The organism is Lysinibacillus sp. UBA6686, from assembly GCF_002455205.1.
Classification (GTDB): Bacteria; Bacillota; Bacilli; order Bacillales_A; family Planococcaceae; genus Lysinibacillus; species Lysinibacillus pakistanensis.
The window spans coordinates 69429-92270 of sequence record NZ_DKJS01000085.1 but is presented as its reverse complement, the minus strand read 5'-3'; the positions used below and the strand labels follow the sequence as shown (position 1 = coordinate 92270).

Genomic DNA, 22842 nt, shown 5'->3' with positions numbered 1-22842 from the left:
AGGCTGGTGTTACATAAATGGGAAGGGATTGTTTTAAAGGTACGTGCTTACGGAGAATCCAATAAAATTGTAACTTTACTAACAAGAGAAGCAGGTAAGGTGGCAACAATGGCAAGAGGTGCCAAAAAGCCTTCGAGTAGACTGGCATCTGTGACACAACCGTTTACATACGGTATGTTTATGGTTCAGCATCATACAGGTATGGGAACATTGCAACAAGGTGAGCATCTCAATTCAATGCGACATATACGTGAAGATATCATGGCAACAGCCTATGCAAGTTATATCATGGAGCTTGTTGAGCGAGTAGTGGAAGAAGGAAAGGCTGAACCATATGCATTTGAAGTCCTTTTACACGCATTGCAAGCAATTGAGGAAGGCTATGATCCTGAAGCTATTACATTGTTCGTTGAATGGAAAATGTTACCGTATACAGGTGTACAGCCTATCTTACATGCTTGCTCTACTTGTGGGGCAGTAGATGGAGAATTTGCTTTTTCCTTTGCACAGGGGGGCTTTTTATGTCATCGATGTTATCAGCATGATCCTTACATTATCCGTCTAACACCAACACAATTGAAGCTCATTCGAATGTTCTACACTGTACCTATTGATCAGATTGGGAAGCTAGACTTAAAAAAGGAAACAAAATATTTTATCAAAAAAATTATTACAACCATTTATGAGGAACAAACAGGTATTCGCTTTAAGACTAAAAAATTTATCGAGCAGCTTGAAAGAACGCCAGAATTACAATTGAGAACTAATGTGGATGCAAAAAAAATGCCAGAAGACCCATAATTGGATCTTGTGGCATTTTTATAGATTAAATTTCTTCTTCATCATGATTGAACTCATAATAGGTTGCCCATTTATCAGCAATTTTGGTAAATTCTATATAGAGGTAGACTGTTTCACCGTTTTTACCTGTAATATGTAAAATAGCGGTGCCTTCAGCTAATGGTGTAACCTTTACTTGATTATCCTCTACGGTCGCTTTTACTGCTGAAGACTCTAAATCTAACTTTTCTAAAGCAACATTTTTTGGCTCAAACGATAGTTGATCGCTTGAAAAAACTAATTCATCTGCCATTTGATACAAATCGATACTTCGTACAAAATCATACGTAGTAACTTCAGCTGCCATCACTTGTTGTTGAGTGCCGTTGGAAAATGTTAATAAATATTGCCCATTTTTAAAGATGGAAAGGGAGGCCGATTGGTTGTTTGTTTTGAATTCATAGGCTGCTGGTGATAAAGCTTGTCCATCTGTAGTTTGAATACTAACTTCAGTAGGGATAAAATTCAAATCGCTTTCCATTAAGTTAAGTGGTAAGCTCTCTACATAATCTTCTTCCTCTACTTCTTGTAAAGTTGTTTGTAGTTTTCCATTTACATTGTTCACATGCACAATGTAAAAGATATCTATAAATTCCTCTGTTTTTTCATTAAAGCCTGTTATGACTAATTTTCCTGTTCCCTCTTTTAACGGTTTTATAGTGATGGACTCCGTCATGTCCTCTTCTTCATCCCATGTGAAAATATCCTCTGCAGGCTCAATACCGCCGTAAGAAGCAAAGATATAGTCCTGACTGTATTGACTAGCAAAAACAGTTGCGTTCCCCTGTACATGTTCTGCACGAACTACAAACGATGCTAATTGGGAGCGTTTCACATGGCTTTGTGGACTAAAGGTAGTAGACGTTGTACCTTTTGTGATGCTATTGGCAAAAAGTGTTTTGATAAACGGTTCATATTCACTACCTGCCTTTACATCGGAAAATGGAATGTCGATGTCATCAGTGATGGGTAGATTGAAGCCCTTTACAATCATTTTTGACATTTGCCCGCGTGTAATATTATTAGCTGGGTGAAAATAACCATTCGAGCCACTAATGATGCCTGCATTAGCTAAAGCTGCAATGGCTCCATAATTCTCATCACCAGGTTTGATATCCTTAAATTGAGGATTTTTTACATGGATGGTGTCTAACTTTAGCATACCGGCTAAAATTTTTGCGGCTTGAGTACGTGTGATTGGGTTGGCAGGTTTGAAAGTGCCGTCTGGGTAACCTGAAATAATGCCACGCTGTGCTAAATTGATGATGGCTTGGCCTTCTTCTGTTGAAGCATTGATGTCAGGGAAAATAGTCGCAGCATTTACTGAGGGTGTAATGACAATGGCACTTGTGACTAATGCTGAGGCCATTGCAATTTGATAGAAACGATGGGTCTTCAAGTGATTTCCTCCAAAATAGTGAAAATAAAATTTTTATAGTATTATCTTATTTTTTGAAAAACCTTCCATTATAAATTCAAACTTCCGGACGAGTGAATAATTTTAAGCTGGAATGATCGTGCAATGTTAAATTCTTGTTCATTAACAATTAAGATTAACTATAATACTTTATTTATATCAAAATGTATGTAGTGAGAATAGAGGAAATGTTATCCTTTAAGTGAATACTCAATCACTTATAAAAGGGGATAATTTGTAATTATTTTGTCATATGAAATATTTGACAGAAAATAGTAGGATAAATTGAGTAATATGCTAGCTTAAATAGCATAAAAAAACAAAAATTTAGTTTTTTTAAGAAATAAAATTTTTGAGATATTTTTATTTAAACTTTATATAAATGTATTTACAATTCGACTTTTATAGTTCTTTTAGCATTATAACCATGTCATTAATAGCAGATATTAGATGGAGGTATTAGGTTTAAAGATTTATTTTTTGAATCGTTTTTAATATAGTCATAGTATTAACTAATCATTCAAGACCCATATACTAGTTGAAAAGGCATTTTAACCTATGATATTGTAATAAATATAGGTTATGACATTAAAACTATTTCGGTATAATTTATACATTTAATATCCATATAAAACTAGTCCAATTCATATAGATCTGACATGCATATAAAATGTAAAACATGCCTCTATCAGCAAAGATGTTTTTTAGAACAACGCAGTCCTATGGAAGAAGGAGGGAGTCACATAATGCTAGAACATTGCGTATGTGGCAAAAAATATGCTAAGAAAAGTAACATTAAGTATTGATGAAGTTGAAGCAAATGATATTTTGGCTGAGGATATTTTTTCCGAGTATCAATTATTAGCTAAAAAAGAGTTAGTTTTAACGGATCGGATTATTGCTTTACTTAAACTTAGAAAAGTAGATGAATTAGCAGTCTATTTACCATCAGATTCAGTTCGGATTGTCCATGATTTAAGTGTTCAGCGAACAAGGGAGTATGAGGATGTCTTTGCCCCACTAATGGCTAAAGAAAATGAAGTAGATGAGTATAAAGAAAAAGTAAGTACGCTATTTATGACGACATTGGAGAATGTTGTCCATGAATTACGCTATGGTCAAATTTTAAAAAGTATGCAGGACACGGCTTATGTACGGGGTGTTTTTGAAAAAATTTTAGAAGAGAAACATCGCTACGATTTACTTATGCGATTAAGAGAATGGGATGAGTATTCCTTTGTCCATTCATTTGATGTATTTGTTTTAGGCACTATCTTTGCACGATACCTAGGGTTAGCAGATATCGAAACATTAGCACGGGGGTATTTGTTCCATGATATTGGCAAAGTCTTTATTCCTCAAGAAATTCTAAATCTAAAAAGAAAGTTATCAGAAGATGAATTTGAGGTTGTTAAAACACACACAACTAAAGGGTATGAATTACTTGTTGAAAATGGAGAAGAAGAGATTGCCTATTTGGCACGAGATCACCATGAGCGCTTTGCTGGTAAAGGCTATCCAAATAAACTATGCGCAGATGAAATGAGTGAAGGGGTTCAATTATTGCAAATCATTGACGTATATTCAGCAATGACATCAAAACGTGTTTATCATACAGGGTATGCAGCAACGGATGCATTAGCCGTTTTATATCGCGATCGGCAATTATATAACGAAAAGTTCATGCATAAATTCGTGGAATGTTTAGGGATCTATCCTGTTAACTCAGTAGTCTTATTATCAGATAATCGAAGTGCTCAAGTTGAGCTCGTCTATGATTTATTCCCCACATTGCCGAAAGTTAAATTATTGGATGAGCAAACATCTATGAATCTACCTTTAAATTATAGTGTGAAAATTGTGAAAATGATTGATTATCGTGCAGATAGCTTTGAGGAAATATTTAATTTATTTGTTGAGCAATTAATCCGCTGCGACGAGACTAACTTAAGAATACACTTCAAAAAACTAATTGATCACTTACATCCAAAAGAGATAGTCTTAAAAATCTTCTTACCTGCCTTTCGAATTCTACGTTTATTGACTAGAGAAATTCAGACGGATATGACAAAATATAGAAACTCTATTAGTATTCTTAAAAAATTATTGGAAGAACAATTAAATGTTTTATACATGGATTATCATCATGAGCAAACAACTATTTTAGTTGTAGAAACCTCGCTTCGTGAAAACTTTTTCATAAAACTTGTACAGAGTATTTTGTATATTGATAAAATCGTTCCATTTTTCATAAATCCAGGGGACGATCAGCGAATTACGCAATTAATGGAACATTGTGATGTAAATGTAGCTTATTTTATTGAAGATGAGCTCACGGTAGAAAAACGAGTTCGTCCTATGCGAGAGGGTACATTCCTTTATTATTCTCTTTCGGATATTGAGGAATTATTAGTAAGTTTGGTGGGAATGAGCATGAAACGGTTCTCCTTTGAGGAGAAGATGCAGGAGCGCTTGTTTTTTAAATTAAAGGCATAGCCAAAAGGGAGCTGAAATTTCAGCTCCCTTTTATAAGGCTTTTATCAAAATCCAGACGTTATTACGCCAAGGAAAAATTGATATTAGAATTGTAGTTGTTTTTCAATGTATGCTTTCACATCAGCAATTGGCATACGAACTTGAGACATAGAATCGCGATGACGTACTGTTACTTGACCATCTTCTTGTGAGTCAAAGTCATATGTGATACAGAATGGTGTACCAATCTCGTCCTGACGACGGTAACGTTTACCGATTGATTGGGATTCATCAAAGTCAACTGGGAATGCCTTACGAAGTTCTGCCCATATATTTGTAGCCTCGTCAGATAACTTCTTAGAAAGTGGAAGGACAGCTGCTTTAAATGGTGCAAGAGCAGGGTGGAAGCGTAAAACGGTACGCTTATCGTCACCTTCAAGCTCCTCCTCGTCATATGCATCACATAGGAATGCTAATGTCACACGGTCAGCACCTAAAGAAGGTTCAATACAGTATGGAACATAGCGTTCGTTTGTGGCTGGGTCAATGTAAGTAAAATCCTCACCAGAGTGCTCCATATGCTGTTTTAAATCGTAATCTGTACGATCAGCTACACCCCAAAGCTCACCCCAACCAAATGGGAATTTAAATTCAATATCTGTAGTAGCATTCGAATAGTGTGATAATTCATCTTCCTCATGATCGCGAAGGCGCATAGACTCTTCTTTCATTCCTAAATTCAATAACCAGTTTTTACAAAATTCTTTCCAGTATGCGTGCCACTCAAGGTCTTCGCCAGGCTTACAGAAAAACTCAAGCTCCATTTGCTCAAATTCACGAGTACGGAAAGTAAAGTTACCTGGAGTAATTTCGTTACGGAATGATTTACCGATTTGTGCAATACCAAACGGAGTGCGCTTACGCATAGAGCGTTGAACATTTTTAAAGTTCACGAAAATACCTTGTGCCGTTTCAGGACGTAAATAAATTTCGTTTGTAGAAGACTCTGTAACACCTTGGAATGTTTTAAACATTAAATTGAATTGACGAATATCTGTGAAATCAGTCTTACCACAATCAGGACATACCACATCATACTTAATCATTGTTTCTTTCATTTGATCAAATGTCATACCATCGACAACGATTTCATCGCCCTTTGCTAACGCAGCGTCCTCGATGATTTTATCTGCTCGATGACGTGCCTTACACGCTTTACAATCTATCATTGGATCATTAAAGTTACCAACATGACCAGAAGCCACCCAAGCTTTAGGATTCATTAAGATGGCAGCGTCTAGTCCGACATTGTGCTCAGATTCTTGAACAAATTTTTGCCACCATGCTTTTTTAATATTATTTTTTAGTTCTACACCTAATGGACCATAATCCCAAGTGTTAGCTAAGCCTCCGTAGATTTCAGACCCTGGGAACACAAAACCCCGGTGCTTTGCTAATGATACGATTGTTTCCATTGATTTGTTAGCCATAATATAGCCTCCTTCAAATTTTTCACTTTGTCTTTTAAAACGCCAAAGTCTCTTTCATTTAGACTAAGCCTAAATGAAAATAGCACCCGTCTCCGGGCACAATAGATGCCCAGGGACGAGTGCTAATACCCGCGGTTCCACCCTGATTGTTTTAAACAAACTGTTTAAAACCTCTTTTTAAAAAGTTAGCTCAGGGAGTGCCTTTTCTCTGTCGCTGTGTAGACTTTCACCATCTTCTACTCGCTATTAAATGGAACAGATACTTTTTTCCCATCATCGCCTGTATAGAACGCAATAATGCTCGAAAATACATATAGAGCAAGCGTATGTGTCAATATTGTAGCATGTAGTTCTTTAATTCGCAATAATTATTAAAATAGTATATAATAATTGAGCATAAGTATAACACTATTAGATTTGAGGCGGTGAGTCCAATCGAACTCAATAAGCGTCAGGAAGACATTTTACAAATTGTGAAAGAAAATGGGCCAATTACAGGCGAACATATTGCAGAGCGTCTCAATCTGACAAGAGCGACTTTAAGACCAGATTTGGCTATTCTCACAATGGCGGGCTTTTTAGATGCACGACCAAGAGTTGGTTATTTCTATTCAGGAAAAAAAGCATCCGTTACATTAACGGATAGTATTAACAATTTAAAAGTGAAAGATTTTCATTCAGGACCCGTAGTTGTACCGGAAACAATGACTGTTTATGATGCGATTTGCTTTATGTTTTCGGAGGATGTTGGTACACTCTTTGTCGTGGATAAGAATGAGTTTCTGACAGGTGTACTATCGCGTAAGGATTTACTACGTACAAGTATTGGCACGCAGGATCTAAACAAAATTCCTGTACATATTATTATGACGCGCATGCCCAATATTTCGTACTGTCAGCGATCAGATTCTTTAGTTGTGGCGGCAAATAAGTTAATTGAGCGAGAAGTTGATTCGCTACCTGTAGTAGAACCACAGGAAGGTGGCTTAACAATTGTAGGCCGTCTTACAAAAACGACGATTACACGTGCTTTCTTATCACTCGCACAGAATGTCTAAATTTTGAAGGAGTGCAGCATGAAAAGATTACGCGTTTTTGTTGTATCTGATTCAGTCGGTGAAACTGGTGATCAAGTAGCGAAAGCAGTTATTAGCCAGTTTCGGCCTGGTTTGGAGAACACAGTTATTAGACGTTTTCCATATATTCAATCAGAGGAGCTTATCCAAAAAATTGTTTGTCTTGCAGCAAAACAACAGGCATTTATTGTTTACACGCTAGTTCGACAGGAAATGCGTTTACTGATGCAGGAGCTGTGTGAGCAGGAAAAAATACATGCTGTTGATATTTTAGGACCTGCATTAAAAACAATGGCTACCTTTATGGAAGAATTCCCGTTAGAGGCACCAGGGATAGTTCACCAGTTGGATGATGATTATTTTAAAAAAATCGAGGCTATTGAATTTGCAGTAAAATATGATGATGGCAGAGATCCACGTGGATTATTACAGGCGGATATTGTACTTGTAGGTGTTTCACGTACCTCTAAAACACCCTTATCACAATATTTAGCACATAAACGCTATAAGGTGGCGAATGTTCCATTAGTACCAGAAGTGGAACCACCTGAAGAACTATTCCAAATTGATGCCAAAAGATGTTTCGGTTTAATTATTTCTCCTGAAAAATTAAACTCGATTAGAAAAGAAAGATTAATGACTCTTGGCTTGAATGATGATGCTATCTATGCACAGCATAATCGTATATTAGAAGAAATCCAGCATTTTGAAAAAATTGTCGGGAAAATTGGCTGTAAGGTTATTGATGTAACGAACAAGGCTGTAGAAGAAACAGCAAATGTTATTATTGAACATATCTCGACCTGTAAATAAGCATGGATCTTAGATAAAACCACCTCGGTAGTATGGGGCGGTTTTTTTGAGTCGCTTTTAGAAAATAGTATAGATAAAAACTAATTTTTGTTTTATAATAATAAAATTGTGGTAAAAATATTTAAAAAGAGAAAAATCCTATTTTTTTGTCGAGAATTAAAGGATTTTTAAAACGGATAGCGAATTGTGTTTTAGAACGTAAATTAAAGATGGTGATGAATTTGGCAGGGAAGATTCCAGAAGAAGTGATTGAACAGATTCGTACACAATCGGATATTGTTGATGTCATAAGCGAATACATGCAGCTTACAAAACGTGGGCGCAATTGGTTTGGTCTCTGTCCTTTTCATGGAGAACAAACACCGTCTTTTTCTGTGTCATCAGACAAACAAATTTTTCATTGCTTTGGTTGTGGTGCAGGTGGTAATGCTATTACCTTTATCATGGATATGGAAGGGATTTCGTTCCCTGACGCAGTCGTGAAACTTGGTGAACGTGCCGGCATACATTTAGATGTTGGACCAACCTTACCTGACGTAACAAAAAAGATATCTAAAGCGGAAGAAAGGATGAAAGAAGCACACGCTTTTGCAGCTGATTTTTTCCATCATTTACTATTGAACACAGAAGATGGTGAAGAACCTTTAAATTATTTGCTAGAAAGAGGATTTACAAGGGAACTTATCGAATCTAATAGCATTGGATGGTCTCTCCCAAGCTTTGATGCATTAACGATATTGCTTGAAAGGAAAGGTTATAACTTACAAGAAATCGCAGAAAGTGGTTTAGTCATCAAGCGAGAAGGGGAGGAACGCTATTTTGATCGATTTAGAGGACGTATTATGTTTCCCATTCGAGATGAGAACGGTAAAATTATTGCCTTCTCTGGACGAATACTTTCATCGACTGGTGAGGAGGCAAAATATTTAAATAGTCCAGAATCACCAATTTTTCAAAAGAGCGAAGTGCTATATAACCTAGATAAAGCACGAACCTCAATCAGAAAAAATCGTCAAGTAGTATTGATGGAAGGATTTATGGATGTTTTAGCAGCAACTTCTGTTGGTGTAGCGAATGCTGTAGCTACAATGGGTACCTCGCTGACGAATCAGCATATCACAAAGCTAAAGCGCTTAGTAGAGCAGATTACGATTTGCTATGACGGTGATAATGCTGGTTTTGACGCAGCAAAAAGAGCGGCACAGTTACTACAGGCAGAACGAATGAAAGTAAATATTGCGGTGTTACCAGATAAGCTAGATCCTGATGAATACATTCGTAGTTTAGGTGGACAAGCATTTAAGGAACAAATTTTGGAAAACCCACATGCGTATATTGCTTTTATGATGATGCATGCTAGACGAAATAAGAACTTTCAATTTGAAAATGATACGCTTCAATATATTCAAGAGGTCCTTGAACAACTGATTGGTAGATCCTCCCCAGTTGAACGAGATTTGTATATACGGCAGCTATCTACTGAAACAAATATCTCGGAAGAAGCGATATATGCGCAATTCCGAAAGTTAGAGGCTAGTCAGGTACGTTCTGCAAAAGTAGAAATGCCCGTTCTACCTTCAATGCCAGTCACGCAGCAGCAAAAGCCTATGGACGCAGCCGAACGTGCCGAACGTTTATTACTCGCTCATATGCTTCATAATATAGATGTAGTGGACAGGTTATTACGCAGTGAGCAAAAGGAGCCATTTGTCCGAGATGCCTATATGGCTGTTTTTGTTCGCCTAGTAGGCTTTTATGAGGAATACGGTCATCCCGATTATCAGCGGTTTGTTGAGATACTAGATGACGCTGAATTACGCAAAATTGTCATGGAAGCAGCTTTAGTAGAGAGAGATCCAGACCAAGCTGACGCAGAGGTTACAGACTCTATACGCCAGTTGCAAAAATATAGAATTGAGCAAGAAATTCAACAAAAGATGCATGAGTCAAAGGAAGCGGAGAAGATGCATGAGTATGCACGTGCACTTGAAATCGCCCAACAGATTATTCATTTAAGAAAATCGTTATCGGCGATTTAACCCGATTCGGTTGTTTAGAAGGAGGAAGGTTTATGGCGGACAAGTCAGAACGTTCAAAAGAGATAGAAGTAGAAATCACATTAGATGAAGCCAAAAAATTACTACAGGAAAAAGCGAAAACAGACGGTGAAATTTCAATGAAAGAAATTTCAGAGAAGTTAGCGCAATATGAACTAGAAAATGAAGAGGTTTTTCATTTTGCTGAAGATCTTGAAAAGCATAAAGACATTCAAATTATTGGAAAAGAAGAATTTGAAGAAGAAAGCTTAATGAAAGAAGAAGCAAATGAAGAGACTTTTGATTTAAATGATTTGAGCGTACCACCAGGTGTAAAAATAAATGACCCTGTTCGAATGTATTTAAAAGAAATTGGTCGTGTTGATTTACTGTCCGCAGAGCAAGAAATTGCATTAGCGGAACGTATTGAGCAAGGAGACGAGGAAGCTCGTAAACGACTGGCGGAAGCAAACTTACGTCTTGTTGTTTCGATTGCAAAGCGTTATGTAGGCCGAGGTATGCTATTTCTGGACTTAATTCAGGAGGGGAATATGGGTCTTATTAAGGCAGTTGAGAAATTCGACTACCGTAAAGGCTTTAAATTCTCCACATATGCTACATGGTGGATTCGTCAAGCAATCACTCGTGCAATTGCTGACCAAGCACGTACAATTCGTATACCAGTGCATATGGTAGAAACAATTAATAAATTAATTCGTGTACAACGCCAATTATTACAGGATTTAGGTCGTGAACCATCTCCAGAAGAAATTGGAGAAGAAATGGATTTAACACCTGAAAAAGTACGTGAAATTTTAAAAATTGCACAAGAACCAGTATCTCTAGAGACACCAATTGGAGAAGAAGATGATTCACATTTAGGCGACTTTATTGAGGATTCTGAAGCTCAATCTCCATCTGACCATGCAGCATATGAATTATTAAAAGAGCAATTAGAGGATGTGTTGGATACATTAACTGATCGTGAAGAAAATGTTCTTCGTTTACGTTTCGGTTTAGATGATGGCCGCACACGTACATTAGAGGAAGTAGGGAAAGTATTTGGTGTAACACGTGAACGTATTCGCCAAATCGAAGCAAAGGCGCTTAGAAAATTACGCCACCCTTCTCGCAGTAAACGTTTAAAAGATTTCTTAGAATAAACTTGAAAAAAGGAGCTAGCTGATTAGTGATAACTATTTGGCTAGCTTCTTTTTATTTTGCGAAGCGGTAGGTACACATTACTTTTGAGTTTTTTCAAATCATCTGGAGGTTATGGATTTTGAAGGGGAGCTTTTACGCTGGGGCGTTTAAGCTTGTATGAAAGTAATAATAAATTGATAAATCAAGCGCGTTTAAAAATACATAATTAGCATGAGTTAAATCAACTATTTTTGTTACTTTCTACAGATGTGTTTTCAAGAATTGTGAGATAAAATTGTAATAACAACCATTATTAAGCAATGTTTGGAGCAAATACTATGACAAATCCACGGAAAAAAATAATCTTAAATGAGATTTTGTTTTGGAAGCAGAATAAGCTATTACCAGAGCATTACTGTGACTTTTTAGCAGCTCTTTATGCAGAGGGAGCGGATGTAGAGGAGTTAGATCCTGTACATCATAAGCAAGCAGTGTTACCCTCAGAAAAGAGAAAAATGTATCTTTTAATAGTGGGTATATGTATTGCCATAATTGCTCTTCTATCGATCTATTTTACAATCTCCTCTTTAACGTTCGTTTTATCGGTTATTGTAGGAATAGCTGCACTTATCTTATTCATTACGGCATTTCGAATGGCACAAAAAAATAATTTATTAACACCCATTTTTCACTTGTTAGCAGCTATTTTATTATTTAGTATGTCTATTCGAATTTACACTACATATTTCAATGGGAATAATATAGCTTTATTTTGCTTAATTGCAGCAAATTGTGGAGTTTGGCTTTGGTCTGGCATTAAAATGAAGCTACTGTATTATACAGTCTCTGGAGTTTTAGGACTATTAGCATTGATTGGTTATTATATCATAAATTTATTATGAACTATTTAAGAATCTATACGCTTTTAGCGATAGATTCTTTTTTTATGTAGATTTATAAGTGATGTAGTTGATATTTCTAAAAAAGTAGTATGACTTTTTTAAAATAGGAGAATTTAAAATATATTAAGATAATAGTATGGCTTATTCATTTTGATGAATTTTAGGACAAATAAAGAAATGTTCGTTGAAGAAAAATATATTTTTTAGTATAGGTAAGAGCACATAGTGGAAAGCTAACTACGAGAATGGAGAGCAAAATTAACATTGTTAAATGGTTTTAAATAGACCAAAAATTGGCGATAGCAAGACATATTTTATCCAATAGATACAGAAATGTCGAATTTGTTACAAACAAAGGAAAACTTAGCGAATAGGGCTTTTCGTTTCTTAGTTAATGCAGTACAATATTAGATGTTGACTGATTCTATATTATAATAGAAGTAGATTTACAATGAGGAGGGGAAACATATGAAAAACAATCCAGTCGTTCCTTACATTTTAATTTTGGCATTTGGTATTGGTCTTATTTTCTTCATGTCTTTAACAGGCGCAGAGAACAAAAAAGAAATTGCTGCTGAAAAAGAAGGCGGTGGCGAAGCAACAGAGGCTACTGATGATGGTTCTGCATTAGTACAATCTTGTGTTAGCTGTCATGGTGGTGACTTATCTGGTGGTGCAGTGGGTCCAAACCTACATGGCTTAGATGAGGCTCGTATCGTAGACGTTTTAACAAACGGTATTGAAGGTACACCAATGACACCTGGAATGAAAAACGAAGCGGAAGCAAAAGCAATCGCTGAGTACATTTCAACTCTAAAATAATTTGAAAAGTAGCTGTACTGAAAGCGTTTAACGTAATTGGTACAGCTATATTTATTTTTGTAAATAAACAATGGAGTTGCTCATAAAAGAGACAACTCCATTTGTTTTTTTGCTTGATTTCATACATACTATTAAAGGACTCTATTTAAGGTAGGCGGGAAAACATGAATGCACAAAAGTTATCAAAACGATTAGAAACAGTAGCGAAATTTGTTCCAACAGGTGCGGTTGTTGCTGATATTGGCAGTGACCATGCCTATTTACCATGCTACTTAATTCATAAGGGAATAGCCTCTTATGTCGTAGCAGGAGAAGTTGTAAAAGGACCCTTTGAATCAGCAGTTGGACAGGTACAAAAAGAAGGATTATCAGAAAAAGTTAAAGTACGACTTGCTAATGGCTTAGCGGCAGTAGAAAAAGAAGATCACGTTGACACTGTCACAATTGCAGGAATGGGTGGTCCTCTCATTGTATCTATTTTGGAAAAACATCCAGAAAAGCTACAGGGAATTACTCGTCTTATATTACAACCAAATATTCATGCAAAGGTCATTCGGGAATGGGCTTTAGCGCATAATTGGGCAATTCTTGACGAAGAGATTTTAGAGGAAGATGATAAAATTTATGAAATACTTGTTTTGCAAAGAAGTCAAATGGAGCTAACGGAGCTGGAAATTTTAGTTGGACCCAAATTAATGCAGCGAAAATCAGCAACTTTTATAAAAAAATGGACGCGTGAAAAGGAAAATTGGCAGCGTGTATTACAGTCTATTGAAGGGGCAGATCAAACGCCTGAAATCGACGAAAAGCGTGCAGAGCTAGAAACTTTAATTCATTTAGTGGAGGGAGTTCTGTAGATGAAAATGGTAAATGGACAAGAGATTATTCAATTATTTGAATCATGGTCACCTAAAAAGCTTGCTTGTATGGACAATGATCCTATTGGGCTTGCGATCGGCACCTTAAACAAACCTGTAAATAAAGTATTAGTTACACTAGATGTGAATGAAGATGTAGCAGACGAAGCCATTGCACAAGGCTGCGAGCTTATAATAGCCCATCATCCTCCTATTTTTAGACGTTTAGCGAATATTCGTACAGATCACCCGGCTGGACGTTTATATGAGAAGCTCCTAAAAAACGATATTGCTGTATACGCAGCCCATACCAATCTAGATGTAGCTGAGGGCGGTGTCAACGATTTATTAGCAGATGCGCTGCAGCTTGAAAACCGTTCCATTTTAGAGGAAACGTATGCGGAAGATTTGTTAAAGCTAGCAGTTTTTATTCCAACAGCCAATGCCGAAGATTTGCGTGAAGCATTAGCGAAGGCGGGAGCAGGTCGTATAGGTGATTATGAAGCGTGTAGCTACACAACTATGGGAGAAGGGCGTTTTCGTGCACTAACACATGCCAATCCGTATGTAGGCTCAATTGGAGAAACCCATGTGGAAGAAGAAGTAAAGGTAGAAGTAGTATTGCCGGAATCTATTAAAAACCGTGTATTGAAAGCTATGTTACATGTACATCCATATGAGGAACCAGCCTATGATATTATTCGCTTAGACCAGCAGACAAATGTCATGGGATTAGGACGAGTAGGCAACTTGCGACAGGAACTATCCCTTCACGATTTTGCACAATTTGTGAAGCAGCAGCTAGATGTACCCGCTGTTCGTGTTGTCGGTGATTTACAATCGAAAGTAAAAAAAGTAGCGCTTGTTGGCGGGGATGGCAATAAATATATTTATGCTGCTAAGCGTGCGGGCGCAGATGTTTTTTTAACGGGAGATATGTATTTCCATACAGCACAAGATGCACAGGCATTGGGCTTGCAGATTGTAGATCCTGGTCATCATGTTGAAAAAGTGATGATTGCGGGCGTAGCGAAAAAGATGGCGAAAATGTGTGAAGATAAAAAATATACGGTCGAATTTGTACAATCTACTATTCATACAGAACCATTTCTATTCGTATAAGAGAGGGGAATAAATGTGGCAAGTGAAAGACCTGCAGGCAATAAGGCTGGAAAGCTGTGGATAATGATTGGTTTACTGATTGCTGTATTTGGTGTTGGGATGACATTTATGACAAATACGATAAATGCCAAAAAAATGGATGCCATGACAGAGCAGTGTGAAAAAGAGGGTGGAGAAGCTATTGTCTCCAAGGAAAAGAATTTTCTATCAACAAGCTATTCTTTTAAATGTGAATAGTAATATCGTTAAGATGTATTAAGCAAGACGAATGACTAGCTAATGCTATATATATAATCTTTTTTCAAAATTTAAAAAGGCTGAATTAGAAACTATTTAATTCAGTTTTTTTGTGTATATTACAGATAAAGTCCTTAGTGATATGATATGTGAGAAAACAATAGAGGAGTGTTTGATATGTTTATTCGATTGACTAAAGAGCAGCAAGAATTAGTTATAACAGATATACAACGATTCTTCTATAACAATCGAGATGAGGATATTTCAGAATTTGAGGCGGAAAGAGTTTTGGATTTTATAAAGGAATACATCGCTCCGCATATTTATAATGCCGCTATTTCTGATGCAAAATATGTGATAGAAAGACAATATGCATCGATGGAGGATGAGCTTGCAGTATTAGAAAGACCCATCAAGATAAAATAAATGGAGATCTTTTGTTGATTTCGTCTTTTAGGTAGTACGCGTGGGGGGCGTTTAAATCCATAGGTAGGAGAATGGGTTAAGAATGTGGCTGAAAAACACAGTGACGTAGAATATGAAAATATGGATATTGCAGATTTTAAGCTACCATTTCTAGGTGAGCCAGGAGGAGATGCATCTGAGTAGCTGCATGGTCTCAAAGAGTTGCAGGATGGCTTTGTATTTGTTGTTGCAGAATATAATCACTCCATTACGGGGGCATTAAAAAATGCGTTAGATTTTTTACGTAAGGAATGGAATAACAAAGCTGCTGGGCCACAGAGCATTTACGAGGCATTCTAGGTGAATTATTAGTAGCAGATGTTCAGGTTCATCCTGCACTTTCATTATTTACAGATTTTGAAAATGGCACAACATATAAACCAAAAGAGGTACAGGTAGACTCTGTAAATCAAATGCTAGATCAATTAATTCCTTGGGCAACGGCATTAAAAACAATTCGTTAAGCACATAAGTAGATTGTACTGGACGCATACTTAATGCTTTTAAATACAATGAACTTTAGAAATGATTTTTTATAAACAGTTATTTGAAAAATATGGCTGTATAGAAGGATTGAGAAACTAGAATTTAGCGCAAATAACGCTGAATTTTAGTTTTTTTAGAAATTCATGGAACTTTCCCCGTAGTGGATTCGTATTCATTAGTGTAAGATAATCAGATGAAAATGGAGTGTTAGATGTGGCGCAAAAACAAAATCAAAATGAACTTTGGGCATGGATTAAAGCAATTGGATTTGCCATTATTTTTACAATGGGGATCCGTTATTTCATTTTTTCTCCTGTAGTTGTAGAAGGAGCCTCCATGATGCCAACTTTTGAAAATGGTGATAAAGTTATCATAAATAAAGTAGGACCGAAAATTTCAAGTTATCAACGCTTTGATGTGATTGTCTTTAAAGCGAATGAAGAAGAAAATTATATTAAGAGAATTATCGGGTTACCGGGAGATCATATTGCCTATAAAGATGATGTTCTGTACATAAATGGCAAGGCCTATGAAGAACCTTATTTAACAAAGTATAAAGAAGCATTGCTGGATAAAGGCGATTTTACATATGATTTCACTTTAGAGGAGCAATTAGGTGAAATGATTGTGCCAGAAGGGCATTTTTTCGTTCTTGGTGATAATCGTCGAAGAAGTATTGATAGTCGAGATCAAACTGTCGGATTTGTTTCACAAAATGAAATTTTGGGGACAGCAGGTTTTGTATTATGGCCATTTGATCGAATTGGTAGTACACACTAGCTAGTAGAAAAGAGGAAATGATAAAAATGGTGACGGTCTATCATTATGATGCATTTAGTACAATCCCTAATAAGGGAAATCCAGCAGGTGTTGTGGTAGAGGGAGATTCATATAGCGATGATGAGATGCAGGCGATTGCGAAGCAAGTAGGCTTTAATGAAACCGCATTTGCCCTAAAATGAATTTAATTCGTTTTAATCATTCTATATTCAAAATAGAATAACGTAAAATATTGGTTAAAATTGATTAAATGAGAGAGTAGCTTAAGTATTCTTAGTGCTTAGAGCTACTCCCTTTGACTTATTACCCATTAATGTTTGATTTCTTCAATGACTTTTTCTTTTAAATCGGCATCCATAGAAGAAAGCTTAACGTTATTTGTAAGACGTTCTTTTAACTCGCGATCTGTCATAATGCCACGTTCCTCTAAGATTTGAACAAGAAGATTTAACTGCCTTTGAATCCATATGAAACTCCTCAAAAAGTAAAGTAAAACTACTCTTCAAGTGTACTCCTATTTTCGAGGGACTGTATGCTCCCTTATCTACTTTAATTATTTAATAAGAACAATGTCTGATAAAGGGTTGCTAGTAAAGCGACAAATAGCGTATCATCTGAGTCAAAAAGTTTAAAAGCTATCCCAGTACGCACGAGTTCCGTTTCTATATTACTGGCGCTTGCTATTTTTTCATCATTGCAATATAGGTAGGCAGTTGATGTAAAATCCTTTTCAAAGCGGAAAACGAGTCCGTCCATTGTAAATGAATAGGAGGATTCAAGTAACTGCACGGTCTTACGTTGAATTGGTAGGGTTGTTCCATCTGGCATCACCAGTTGATGGCTAACCCCCTTCGTTAAGAGAGTTGATTGCACTTGAAAAAGAGGTGCTCCTAAGGTAGTGCGTGTTTCATAATGATGTGGTAAAGATTGCTGTGCAGCTACTAGCATAACAGCATTGATAACTTTTCCAACGGATGAACGGTCAACCTTTTGCAATACACATACTGTTTCATTTTGTTCATTAATAATAGGGATATATGTAAAGCTTTCAAATGCTTTCGGAAAGGTAAGTGTAAATGTAGCCATAAAAAGCCTCCAATCTACTAGATTATACGGGGAAGCCAAATCCAAGGTTTCATTATTTTATAAAAATTATTTTGACATAACAGGTAAGAACAATGAAAAAAATAGCTGACCATTGAAGTGAAAATTACATCGATGGTCAGCTTTTTATCTTCATTCAGCAGAAGACTCTCACCTCTACAGATGGAGAGATGAACGTGGCTTTGGTTCCTTTTTAGTGGGTATCCAACAACTACTGAAATAGAGGAACTCAGTCAAATAACGCCACGTCCTGTGGCAATGACTGAGTGACCAACATCTTGTTGGCCCAAAGCCTCCGGCGGATGTCACGGAATTGGAAAGGAGTTAATAAAGGATGTTAGCCTAAAATCATCGCATCCATGCGATAACGGCTAACTGACCTGCATCGGTAAAAAACGCCACGTCCTGTGGCTTTACCGAAATGACCGACATCGTGTCGGCCCTCACGCAGGCCTAAGCACAAAGCCGATTCCAGACGCAATTATGCCGAGGCATCATTGATCTTATTGAATAGTTACTTCACCTGCAAGAGCGCGTTTTTCTTGCTCTGGATCGAATTCTTTTTCCATTTTTGAAACAACAACTGTTGCAACACCATTCCCAATTAAGTTTGTTACGGCACGAGCCTCTGACATAAAACGATCAACCCCGATTAACAATGCAATCCCTTCTACTGGGATCATAGGGAATGCTGCTAGAGTTGCTGCGAGCGTAATGAAGCCAGAGCCCGTTACACCAGCTGCACCTTTAGATGTCAGCATTAAAATGGCTAATAGTGTAATTTGATGCCAAATATCTAATTCGACGCCATAAGCTTGAGCGATAAATATTGCTGCCATGGATAAGTAAATAGACGTACCATCTAAATTAAAGGAATACCCTGTTGGTACAACAAGACCAACTACTTGTTTGGAGCAGCCATAGTTTTCTAGCTTACGCATCATTGAAGGTAAGGCTGACTCTGATGAGGATGTTCCAATAACAATAAAAATTTCATCTTTAAGATATTTGATAAATTTAAAAATATTAAAGCCAAAATAATGTGTAATTAGACCGATAATGACAACGATAAAAATAAACATCGTGATATAAACAGACAGCATTAAAAAACCTAAGTTTCCAAGTGATTTAATACCGAAATTTCCGATAGTATAGCTCATGGCACCAAATGCACCAATAGGGGAAATTTTCATGACCATATTGACAATTTTAAAGAAAATATCTGCGACTTGTTCAAAAAATTTAATAACAGGTTTTGCTGGCTCACCAATCGCAGCAGCAGCTAGCCCAAATAAAACTGCTGAGAACAGGACTGGTAGTAATTCACCGTTTGCAAGGGCACCAACAACATTATCAGGAATAATTTGCATAATAAATGCACCGAAGCCATGCTCCGCAGCAGCTGCCTGTTGTGTATATTGAGACACATCTGCGGCGTTTGCAGCAGCAGTATTAAAGCCCTTACCAGGTTGTACAATATTGACAACGAGTAAGCCAATCGCAAGTGCAAAAGTAGAGACGATTTCAAAATAAATTAAGGCTTTACCGCCGATTTTCCCAACCTTTTTTACATCACCCATACTACCAATTCCAATAACAACTGTTAAGAAAATAATAGGAGCTATTAGCATTTTAATTAATTTAATAAAAATATCGGCTAGTATTTTCAACTTCGCTCCAAACTCTGGGAACGTTGCACCGACAATAATACCAAGTACAATAGCTATCAATACTTGTACGGTTAAGTTTTTAAAATTTATACGCATTAAGTTCTCCCCCTACAACATTAGTGAATATTGTGTGAACGCTTTCATGTGGTTATCATAGCTGAAATTTTCCGACAATAGCTTTTATGTCCGTAATGTTTCTATTGTTCATTTTGTTCATTCTTAGTTGAAGAGGGTATGAAACCAGTGTTTGCAAGGATTAATAGCTGTTTTATAGTAGATTTGAAATTGAAGAATCTATTATAATACAAAAGAAAAAAACCTCACGATTTGTGAGGATCTATCATAAATGAACAAAAGTATTTAAGGAGAAACGATTTTCTCGATTCTCGATAATACATCGTCATTTTGTATATTGGTTTTATAAAAATCATAGACAGGTGCAAGCTTTTCTTTAAATCGTTGACGTTCCTCACTACTCATCGTGAAAATTTCAAAGCCTTCTTGCTGCTCTAGCTTTCGTAAATCCTTTTCATTCATCATAACGGCTTGTTCAAATTGCCAGTCTGTTGTTTCCTTCATAGCCTCCATAATCTGCTTTTGAAACTTTACAGGCAGTGACTTCCAAAAGTTTTCATTCATGAGAACAGCATACCCTAAAATCCCATGCTTTGTTAAAGTCATATGTTTTTGTACCTTATAAAAGCCTTTAGAATAAATATTAGACGCTGTATTTTCCTGTGCATCAATGGCATGTGATTCTAGATCCGTAAAAACCTCGCTAAAGGAAATTGGAATAGGTGTTGCTCCAACTGCCTCAAATTGTTTCTCAAGTGTTTTACTTGGCATTGTTCGGACACGTAAGCCTTTTAAATCCTCGAATGTATGAATAGGATAATCAACAGAGGTTAGATGCTTGAAGCCATTATGCCAAAAGCCAAGCCCCTTTATTTGAAAGGGTTCAAGCTCATTTAGAAGTTGCTCACCAATTGAGCCAGTAAGAACTTCATGGACTTCTTCATCCGTATTAAAAAGATAGGGTAAATCTAGAACCTGCCAGTTAGGTACATAGGTTGTCATTTTAGAGAAAGTGGGGATAATCATTTCTACTTCTCCATTTTGTAATGCTTGAAATTCATTTTCATCATTAAACAAGGAGGAGTTTGGGTAGACGTGTACCTTAACCTCACCATTTGTTTTTTCCTCCACAAGTTCTGCAAATTTACTTGCAGCTTGTCCCTTTGGCGTATTTTCTGCTACTACATGACTTAAATGGATAGTAATTTGTGTATCCAAGCCTTTTTGTTCATCGTCGTAGGGAAGAGGGGTAGCGAATAGTAGACCTTGTTGTACACCAATCGTGATTGTTAATAGTAAAACGGTTGTTATTGTTCCAATAATAAATTTTTTCATCTATTACACCCAATTAATTCGTATTTTCTGATGTTTTTGTTATTCTAACATATGAAGTAAGCTAAAATATAGGTAGAGGGAGGCGTTTACATCTTGAAATTTCAAAAGCTGTCAATGAGAAGAAAAATCATGTCTCTGACTTTTTTTATTCTCATGCTTTCCTTTAGTATTGGTGGTACATTTTTGCTAGGATTCGTGATGAATGAGCAGAAGGATAAGCTTGGAAATCAGGCATTGCTTGTGGCAAAAACCGTATCACAGCTTCCTGAATTAAAAACGTATATTACTAGCCGTGATTTTAATGAAGCAACAACACATATTAATCCTATTGTAGAGGAAATCCGTGATATAAATGGTGCACAATATATAGTTGTTCTAGATATGCAAAGACGCAAATATTCACATCCGATTTCAGCAGAAATTGGTCAAATTTCGCAATCTGGAGATTTAAATGCCGCCTTTTCTGAACATTATTATACATCAATTGCACATGGAGAGCATGGTGATATGGTACGAGCATTTGTACCTATTATGAGTAGTGAGGGTAAGCAAGTAGGTGTTGTAATTGTAGGGTATAGTGTTTTAACGATTGCAGAATTACTACAATCTATCCAAAAGGAGTTAATTATTACAATTTTCTTGTCCCTTCTATTTAGTGCATGGGGTGCCCATAATTTAGGGCTTCATATGAAAAAGCAAATGTTTGGGTTAGAGCCGCATGAAATAGCTAAAATGTATGTGGAGCGAACAGAAACCTTTAATGCCATGCATGAAGGAATTATTGCGATAGATAACGATTTAACGATTACCATATTTAATGAAAAAGCATGTGATATATTAGGGGTTTATGAACAACCGTCAACATTAATTGGAAAGAAAATTTATGAGGTATTACCTGACACACGCTTACCAGAAATTCTGGAGCTTGATCAGCCACTTTTCAATCGTGAGCTTTATATTAATGGACACAGTATTATGAGTAATCGTATCCCAATACAAGTCAATGAAAAAACAGTTGGAGCTGTGGCCATGTTTAAGGATCGTACAGAAGTGAAAAAGCTTGCGGAGGAGTTAACAGGTGTAAAGGCATTTGTACAAGCATTGCGTGTACAAACCCATGAGCATAAAAATAAATTACACACCATTGCAGGACTTTTACAGCTAGGACATCATGAACAGGCACTTTCTTATTTAACACAAGTGAAGGAAGAACATGATGAAATTACAAATTTCTTAAATGAACGAATTAAAAATGAAAATATCTCAGGCTTACTACTTAGTAAAATTTCTTATGCAAAAGAGCAGGGAATTCGGTTGGAGATAGATCGAGAAAGTCATCTGACAGTATTTCCAAAAAATTTAGATCATCATGATTTTGTCATTTTATTTGGCAATTTAATCGAAAATGCCTTTGATGCATTAAAAGATACACAACTTGATGAAAAAATTGTGCATGTATCTGTTGATGAGGATGAAGATGTATTGGCAATTTTAGTCACAGATAATGGTATTGGCATGACAGAAGAGGTAAGGGCACATATTTTTGATAATGGCTTTTCGACAAAAGAGAAAAAGGGGCGAGGAATTGGCCTGTATTTAATTCAAGAAATTGTACACAAGGGGCAGGGGGATATTGAGGTTACTAGTGAGCCTCATAAAGGAACCAGCTTTTTGATAACATTTTATTATTCTTAAAG

At 36.5% G+C, this 22842-nt stretch carries 20 protein-coding genes and 2 pseudogenes; 16 read left to right on the top strand and 6 right to left on the bottom strand.

The genetic code is table 11. From position 1 onward, the window contains the following. Positions 1–6: 6 nt before the first annotated feature. Positions 7–801 carry a DNA repair protein RecO gene (gene recO, locus B2R82_RS23320; RefSeq protein WP_286927339.1) on the top strand — a complete coding sequence of 265 codons (795 nt, stop codon included), beginning with the start codon at positions 7–9 and terminating at the stop codon, positions 799–801. 25 nt (positions 802–826) lie between these two features. Here recO and B2R82_RS23315 read toward each other — a convergent pair whose 3' ends face one another. After that, complete coding sequence (locus B2R82_RS23315) at positions 827–2239, bottom strand: S-layer homology domain-containing protein (RefSeq protein WP_286927338.1); 1413 nt, start codon at positions 2237–2239, stop codon at positions 827–829. Between the two features lie 783 nt (positions 2240–3022). On the opposite strand from B2R82_RS23315, the gene B2R82_RS23310 reads away from it, so the two are divergent. Then, complete coding sequence (locus B2R82_RS23310) at positions 3023–4753, top strand: HD-GYP domain-containing protein (protein WP_286927337.1); 1731 nt, start codon at positions 3023–3025, stop codon at positions 4751–4753. An 83-nt stretch (positions 4754–4836) separates the two neighbouring features. On the opposite strand, the gene B2R82_RS23305 is transcribed toward B2R82_RS23310, so the two are convergent. Beyond that, complete coding sequence (locus tag B2R82_RS23305; protein ID WP_286927336.1) at positions 4837–6222, bottom strand: glycine--tRNA ligase; 1386 nt, start codon at positions 6220–6222, stop codon at positions 4837–4839. Between the two features lie 425 nt (positions 6223–6647). Here B2R82_RS23305 and B2R82_RS23300 point away from each other — a divergent pair, with 425 nt between their 5' ends. From B2R82_RS23300 to B2R82_RS23240, 13 genes and pseudogenes are all read left to right on the top strand, one after another. After that, positions 6648–7280 (top strand): helix-turn-helix transcriptional regulator, encoded by a 633-nt coding sequence (locus B2R82_RS23300; protein WP_054770938.1) that lies wholly within the window; start codon positions 6648–6650, stop codon positions 7278–7280. 18 nt (positions 7281–7298) lie between these two features. Then, a complete protein-coding gene (locus tag B2R82_RS23295) occupies positions 7299–8111 on the top strand; it encodes a pyruvate, water dikinase regulatory protein (protein WP_283868739.1) in 813 nt (270 codons plus the stop codon). A 209-nt stretch (positions 8112–8320) separates the two neighbouring features. Continuing rightward, positions 8321–10150, top strand: a complete 1830-nt coding sequence (gene dnaG, locus B2R82_RS23290) for a DNA primase (protein ID WP_286927335.1) — start codon at positions 8321–8323, stop codon at positions 10148–10150. 32 nt (positions 10151–10182) lie between these two features. After that, complete coding sequence (gene rpoD, locus B2R82_RS23285) at positions 10183–11310, top strand: RNA polymerase sigma factor RpoD (RefSeq protein ID WP_283868738.1); 1128 nt, start codon at positions 10183–10185, stop codon at positions 11308–11310. 318 nt (positions 11311–11628) lie between these two features. Further along, complete coding sequence (locus B2R82_RS23280) at positions 11629–12192, top strand: hypothetical protein (RefSeq protein WP_286927334.1); 564 nt, start codon at positions 11629–11631, stop codon at positions 12190–12192. 468 nt (positions 12193–12660) lie between these two features. Next, the gene (locus B2R82_RS23275) at positions 12661–13014 is read left to right on the top strand and encodes a c-type cytochrome (RefSeq protein ID WP_286927333.1); all 354 of its coding nucleotides are present in this window, start codon (positions 12661–12663) and stop codon (positions 13012–13014) included. A gap of 164 nt (positions 13015–13178) precedes the next feature. Next, complete coding sequence (locus tag B2R82_RS23270; RefSeq protein WP_286927332.1) at positions 13179–13871, top strand: tRNA (adenine(22)-N(1))-methyltransferase; 693 nt, start codon at positions 13179–13181, stop codon at positions 13869–13871. Next, positions 13872–14993 (top strand): Nif3-like dinuclear metal center hexameric protein, encoded by a 1122-nt coding sequence (locus B2R82_RS23265; protein WP_286927330.1) that lies wholly within the window; start codon positions 13872–13874, stop codon positions 14991–14993. It abuts the gene before it with no gap. 15 nt (positions 14994–15008) lie between these two features. After that, positions 15009–15230 (top strand): hypothetical protein, encoded by a 222-nt coding sequence (locus B2R82_RS23260; RefSeq protein ID WP_286927328.1) that lies wholly within the window; start codon positions 15009–15011, stop codon positions 15228–15230. A 177-nt stretch (positions 15231–15407) separates the two neighbouring features. Next, complete coding sequence (locus B2R82_RS23255; RefSeq protein ID WP_286927326.1) at positions 15408–15656, top strand: DUF2164 domain-containing protein; 249 nt, start codon at positions 15408–15410, stop codon at positions 15654–15656. A gap of 24 nt (positions 15657–15680) precedes the next feature. Then, positions 15681–16159 (top strand): annotated as a pseudogene (locus B2R82_RS23250) (NADPH-dependent FMN reductase); the annotation flags it as partial. A 235-nt stretch (positions 16160–16394) separates the two neighbouring features. Then, complete coding sequence (gene lepB / locus B2R82_RS23245; protein ID WP_286927324.1) at positions 16395–16961, top strand: signal peptidase I; 567 nt, start codon at positions 16395–16397, stop codon at positions 16959–16961. A 20-nt stretch (positions 16962–16981) separates the two neighbouring features. Next, positions 16982–17140 (top strand): annotated as a pseudogene (locus B2R82_RS23240) (PhzF family phenazine biosynthesis protein); the annotation flags it as partial. Positions 17141–17271: 131 nt separating this feature from the next. On the opposite strand, the gene B2R82_RS23235 reads toward B2R82_RS23240, so the two are convergent. The 4 genes from B2R82_RS23235 to B2R82_RS23220 all read right to left on the bottom strand — a co-directional run bounded on the left by B2R82_RS23235 (position 17272) and on the right by B2R82_RS23220 (position 21145). Next, positions 17272–17442, bottom strand: coding sequence for a hypothetical protein (locus B2R82_RS23235; protein WP_286927323.1), 171 nt, complete (start codon positions 17440–17442; stop codon positions 17272–17274). Positions 17443–17510: 68 nt separating this feature from the next. Further along, positions 17511–18047 (bottom strand): tubby C-terminal domain-like protein, encoded by a 537-nt coding sequence (locus B2R82_RS23230; protein WP_286927322.1) that lies wholly within the window; start codon positions 18045–18047, stop codon positions 17511–17513. A gap of 521 nt (positions 18048–18568) precedes the next feature. Next, the gene (locus tag B2R82_RS23225; RefSeq protein ID WP_286927321.1) at positions 18569–19831 is read right to left on the bottom strand and encodes a dicarboxylate/amino acid:cation symporter; all 1263 of its coding nucleotides are present in this window, start codon (positions 19829–19831) and stop codon (positions 18569–18571) included. A 264-nt stretch (positions 19832–20095) separates the two neighbouring features. After that, complete coding sequence (locus B2R82_RS23220) at positions 20096–21145, bottom strand: TRAP transporter substrate-binding protein (protein ID WP_286927320.1); 1050 nt, start codon at positions 21143–21145, stop codon at positions 20096–20098. Positions 21146–21259: 114 nt separating this feature from the next. Between B2R82_RS23220 and B2R82_RS23215 the strand changes: the two genes are divergently transcribed. After that, entirely contained in the window at positions 21260–22840 is a 1581-nt protein-coding gene (locus B2R82_RS23215; protein WP_422655563.1) for an ATP-binding protein, read from the top strand. Positions 22841–22842: the final 2 nt, after the last annotated feature.

What these genes read in the sequence shown, in the direction of transcription:
- B2R82_RS23305 (WP_286927336.1), bottom strand. Translation starts at nt 6,222, where the DNA reads ATGGCTAACAAATCAATGGAAACAATCGTATCATTAGCAAAGCACCGG.
- B2R82_RS23295 (WP_283868739.1), top strand. Translation starts at nt 7,299, where the DNA reads ATGAAAAGATTACGCGTTTTTGTTGTATCTGATTCAGTCGGTGAAACT.
- dnaG (WP_286927335.1), top strand. Translation starts at nt 8,321, where the DNA reads ATGGTGATGAATTTGGCAGGGAAGATTCCAGAAGAAGTGATTGAACAG.
- rpoD (WP_283868738.1), top strand. Translation starts at nt 10,183, where the DNA reads ATGGCGGACAAGTCAGAACGTTCAAAAGAGATAGAAGTAGAAATCACA.
- B2R82_RS23280 (WP_286927334.1), top strand. Translation starts at nt 11,629, where the DNA reads ATGACAAATCCACGGAAAAAAATAATCTTAAATGAGATTTTGTTTTGG.
- B2R82_RS23275 (WP_286927333.1), top strand. Translation starts at nt 12,661, where the DNA reads ATGAAAAACAATCCAGTCGTTCCTTACATTTTAATTTTGGCATTTGGT.
- B2R82_RS23270 (WP_286927332.1), top strand. Translation starts at nt 13,179, where the DNA reads ATGAATGCACAAAAGTTATCAAAACGATTAGAAACAGTAGCGAAATTT.
- B2R82_RS23265 (WP_286927330.1), top strand. Translation starts at nt 13,872, where the DNA reads ATGAAAATGGTAAATGGACAAGAGATTATTCAATTATTTGAATCATGG.
- B2R82_RS23255 (WP_286927326.1), top strand. Translation starts at nt 15,408, where the DNA reads ATGTTTATTCGATTGACTAAAGAGCAGCAAGAATTAGTTATAACAGAT.
- B2R82_RS23230 (WP_286927322.1), bottom strand. Translation starts at nt 18,047, where the DNA reads ATGGCTACATTTACACTTACCTTTCCGAAAGCATTTGAAAGCTTTACA.
- B2R82_RS23225 (WP_286927321.1), bottom strand. Translation starts at nt 19,831, where the DNA reads ATGCGTATAAATTTTAAAAACTTAACCGTACAAGTATTGATAGCTATT.
- B2R82_RS23220 (WP_286927320.1), bottom strand. Translation starts at nt 21,145, where the DNA reads ATGAAAAAATTTATTATTGGAACAATAACAACCGTTTTACTATTAACA.
- B2R82_RS23215 (WP_422655563.1), top strand. Translation starts at nt 21,260, where the DNA reads ATGAGAAGAAAAATCATGTCTCTGACTTTTTTTATTCTCATGCTTTCC.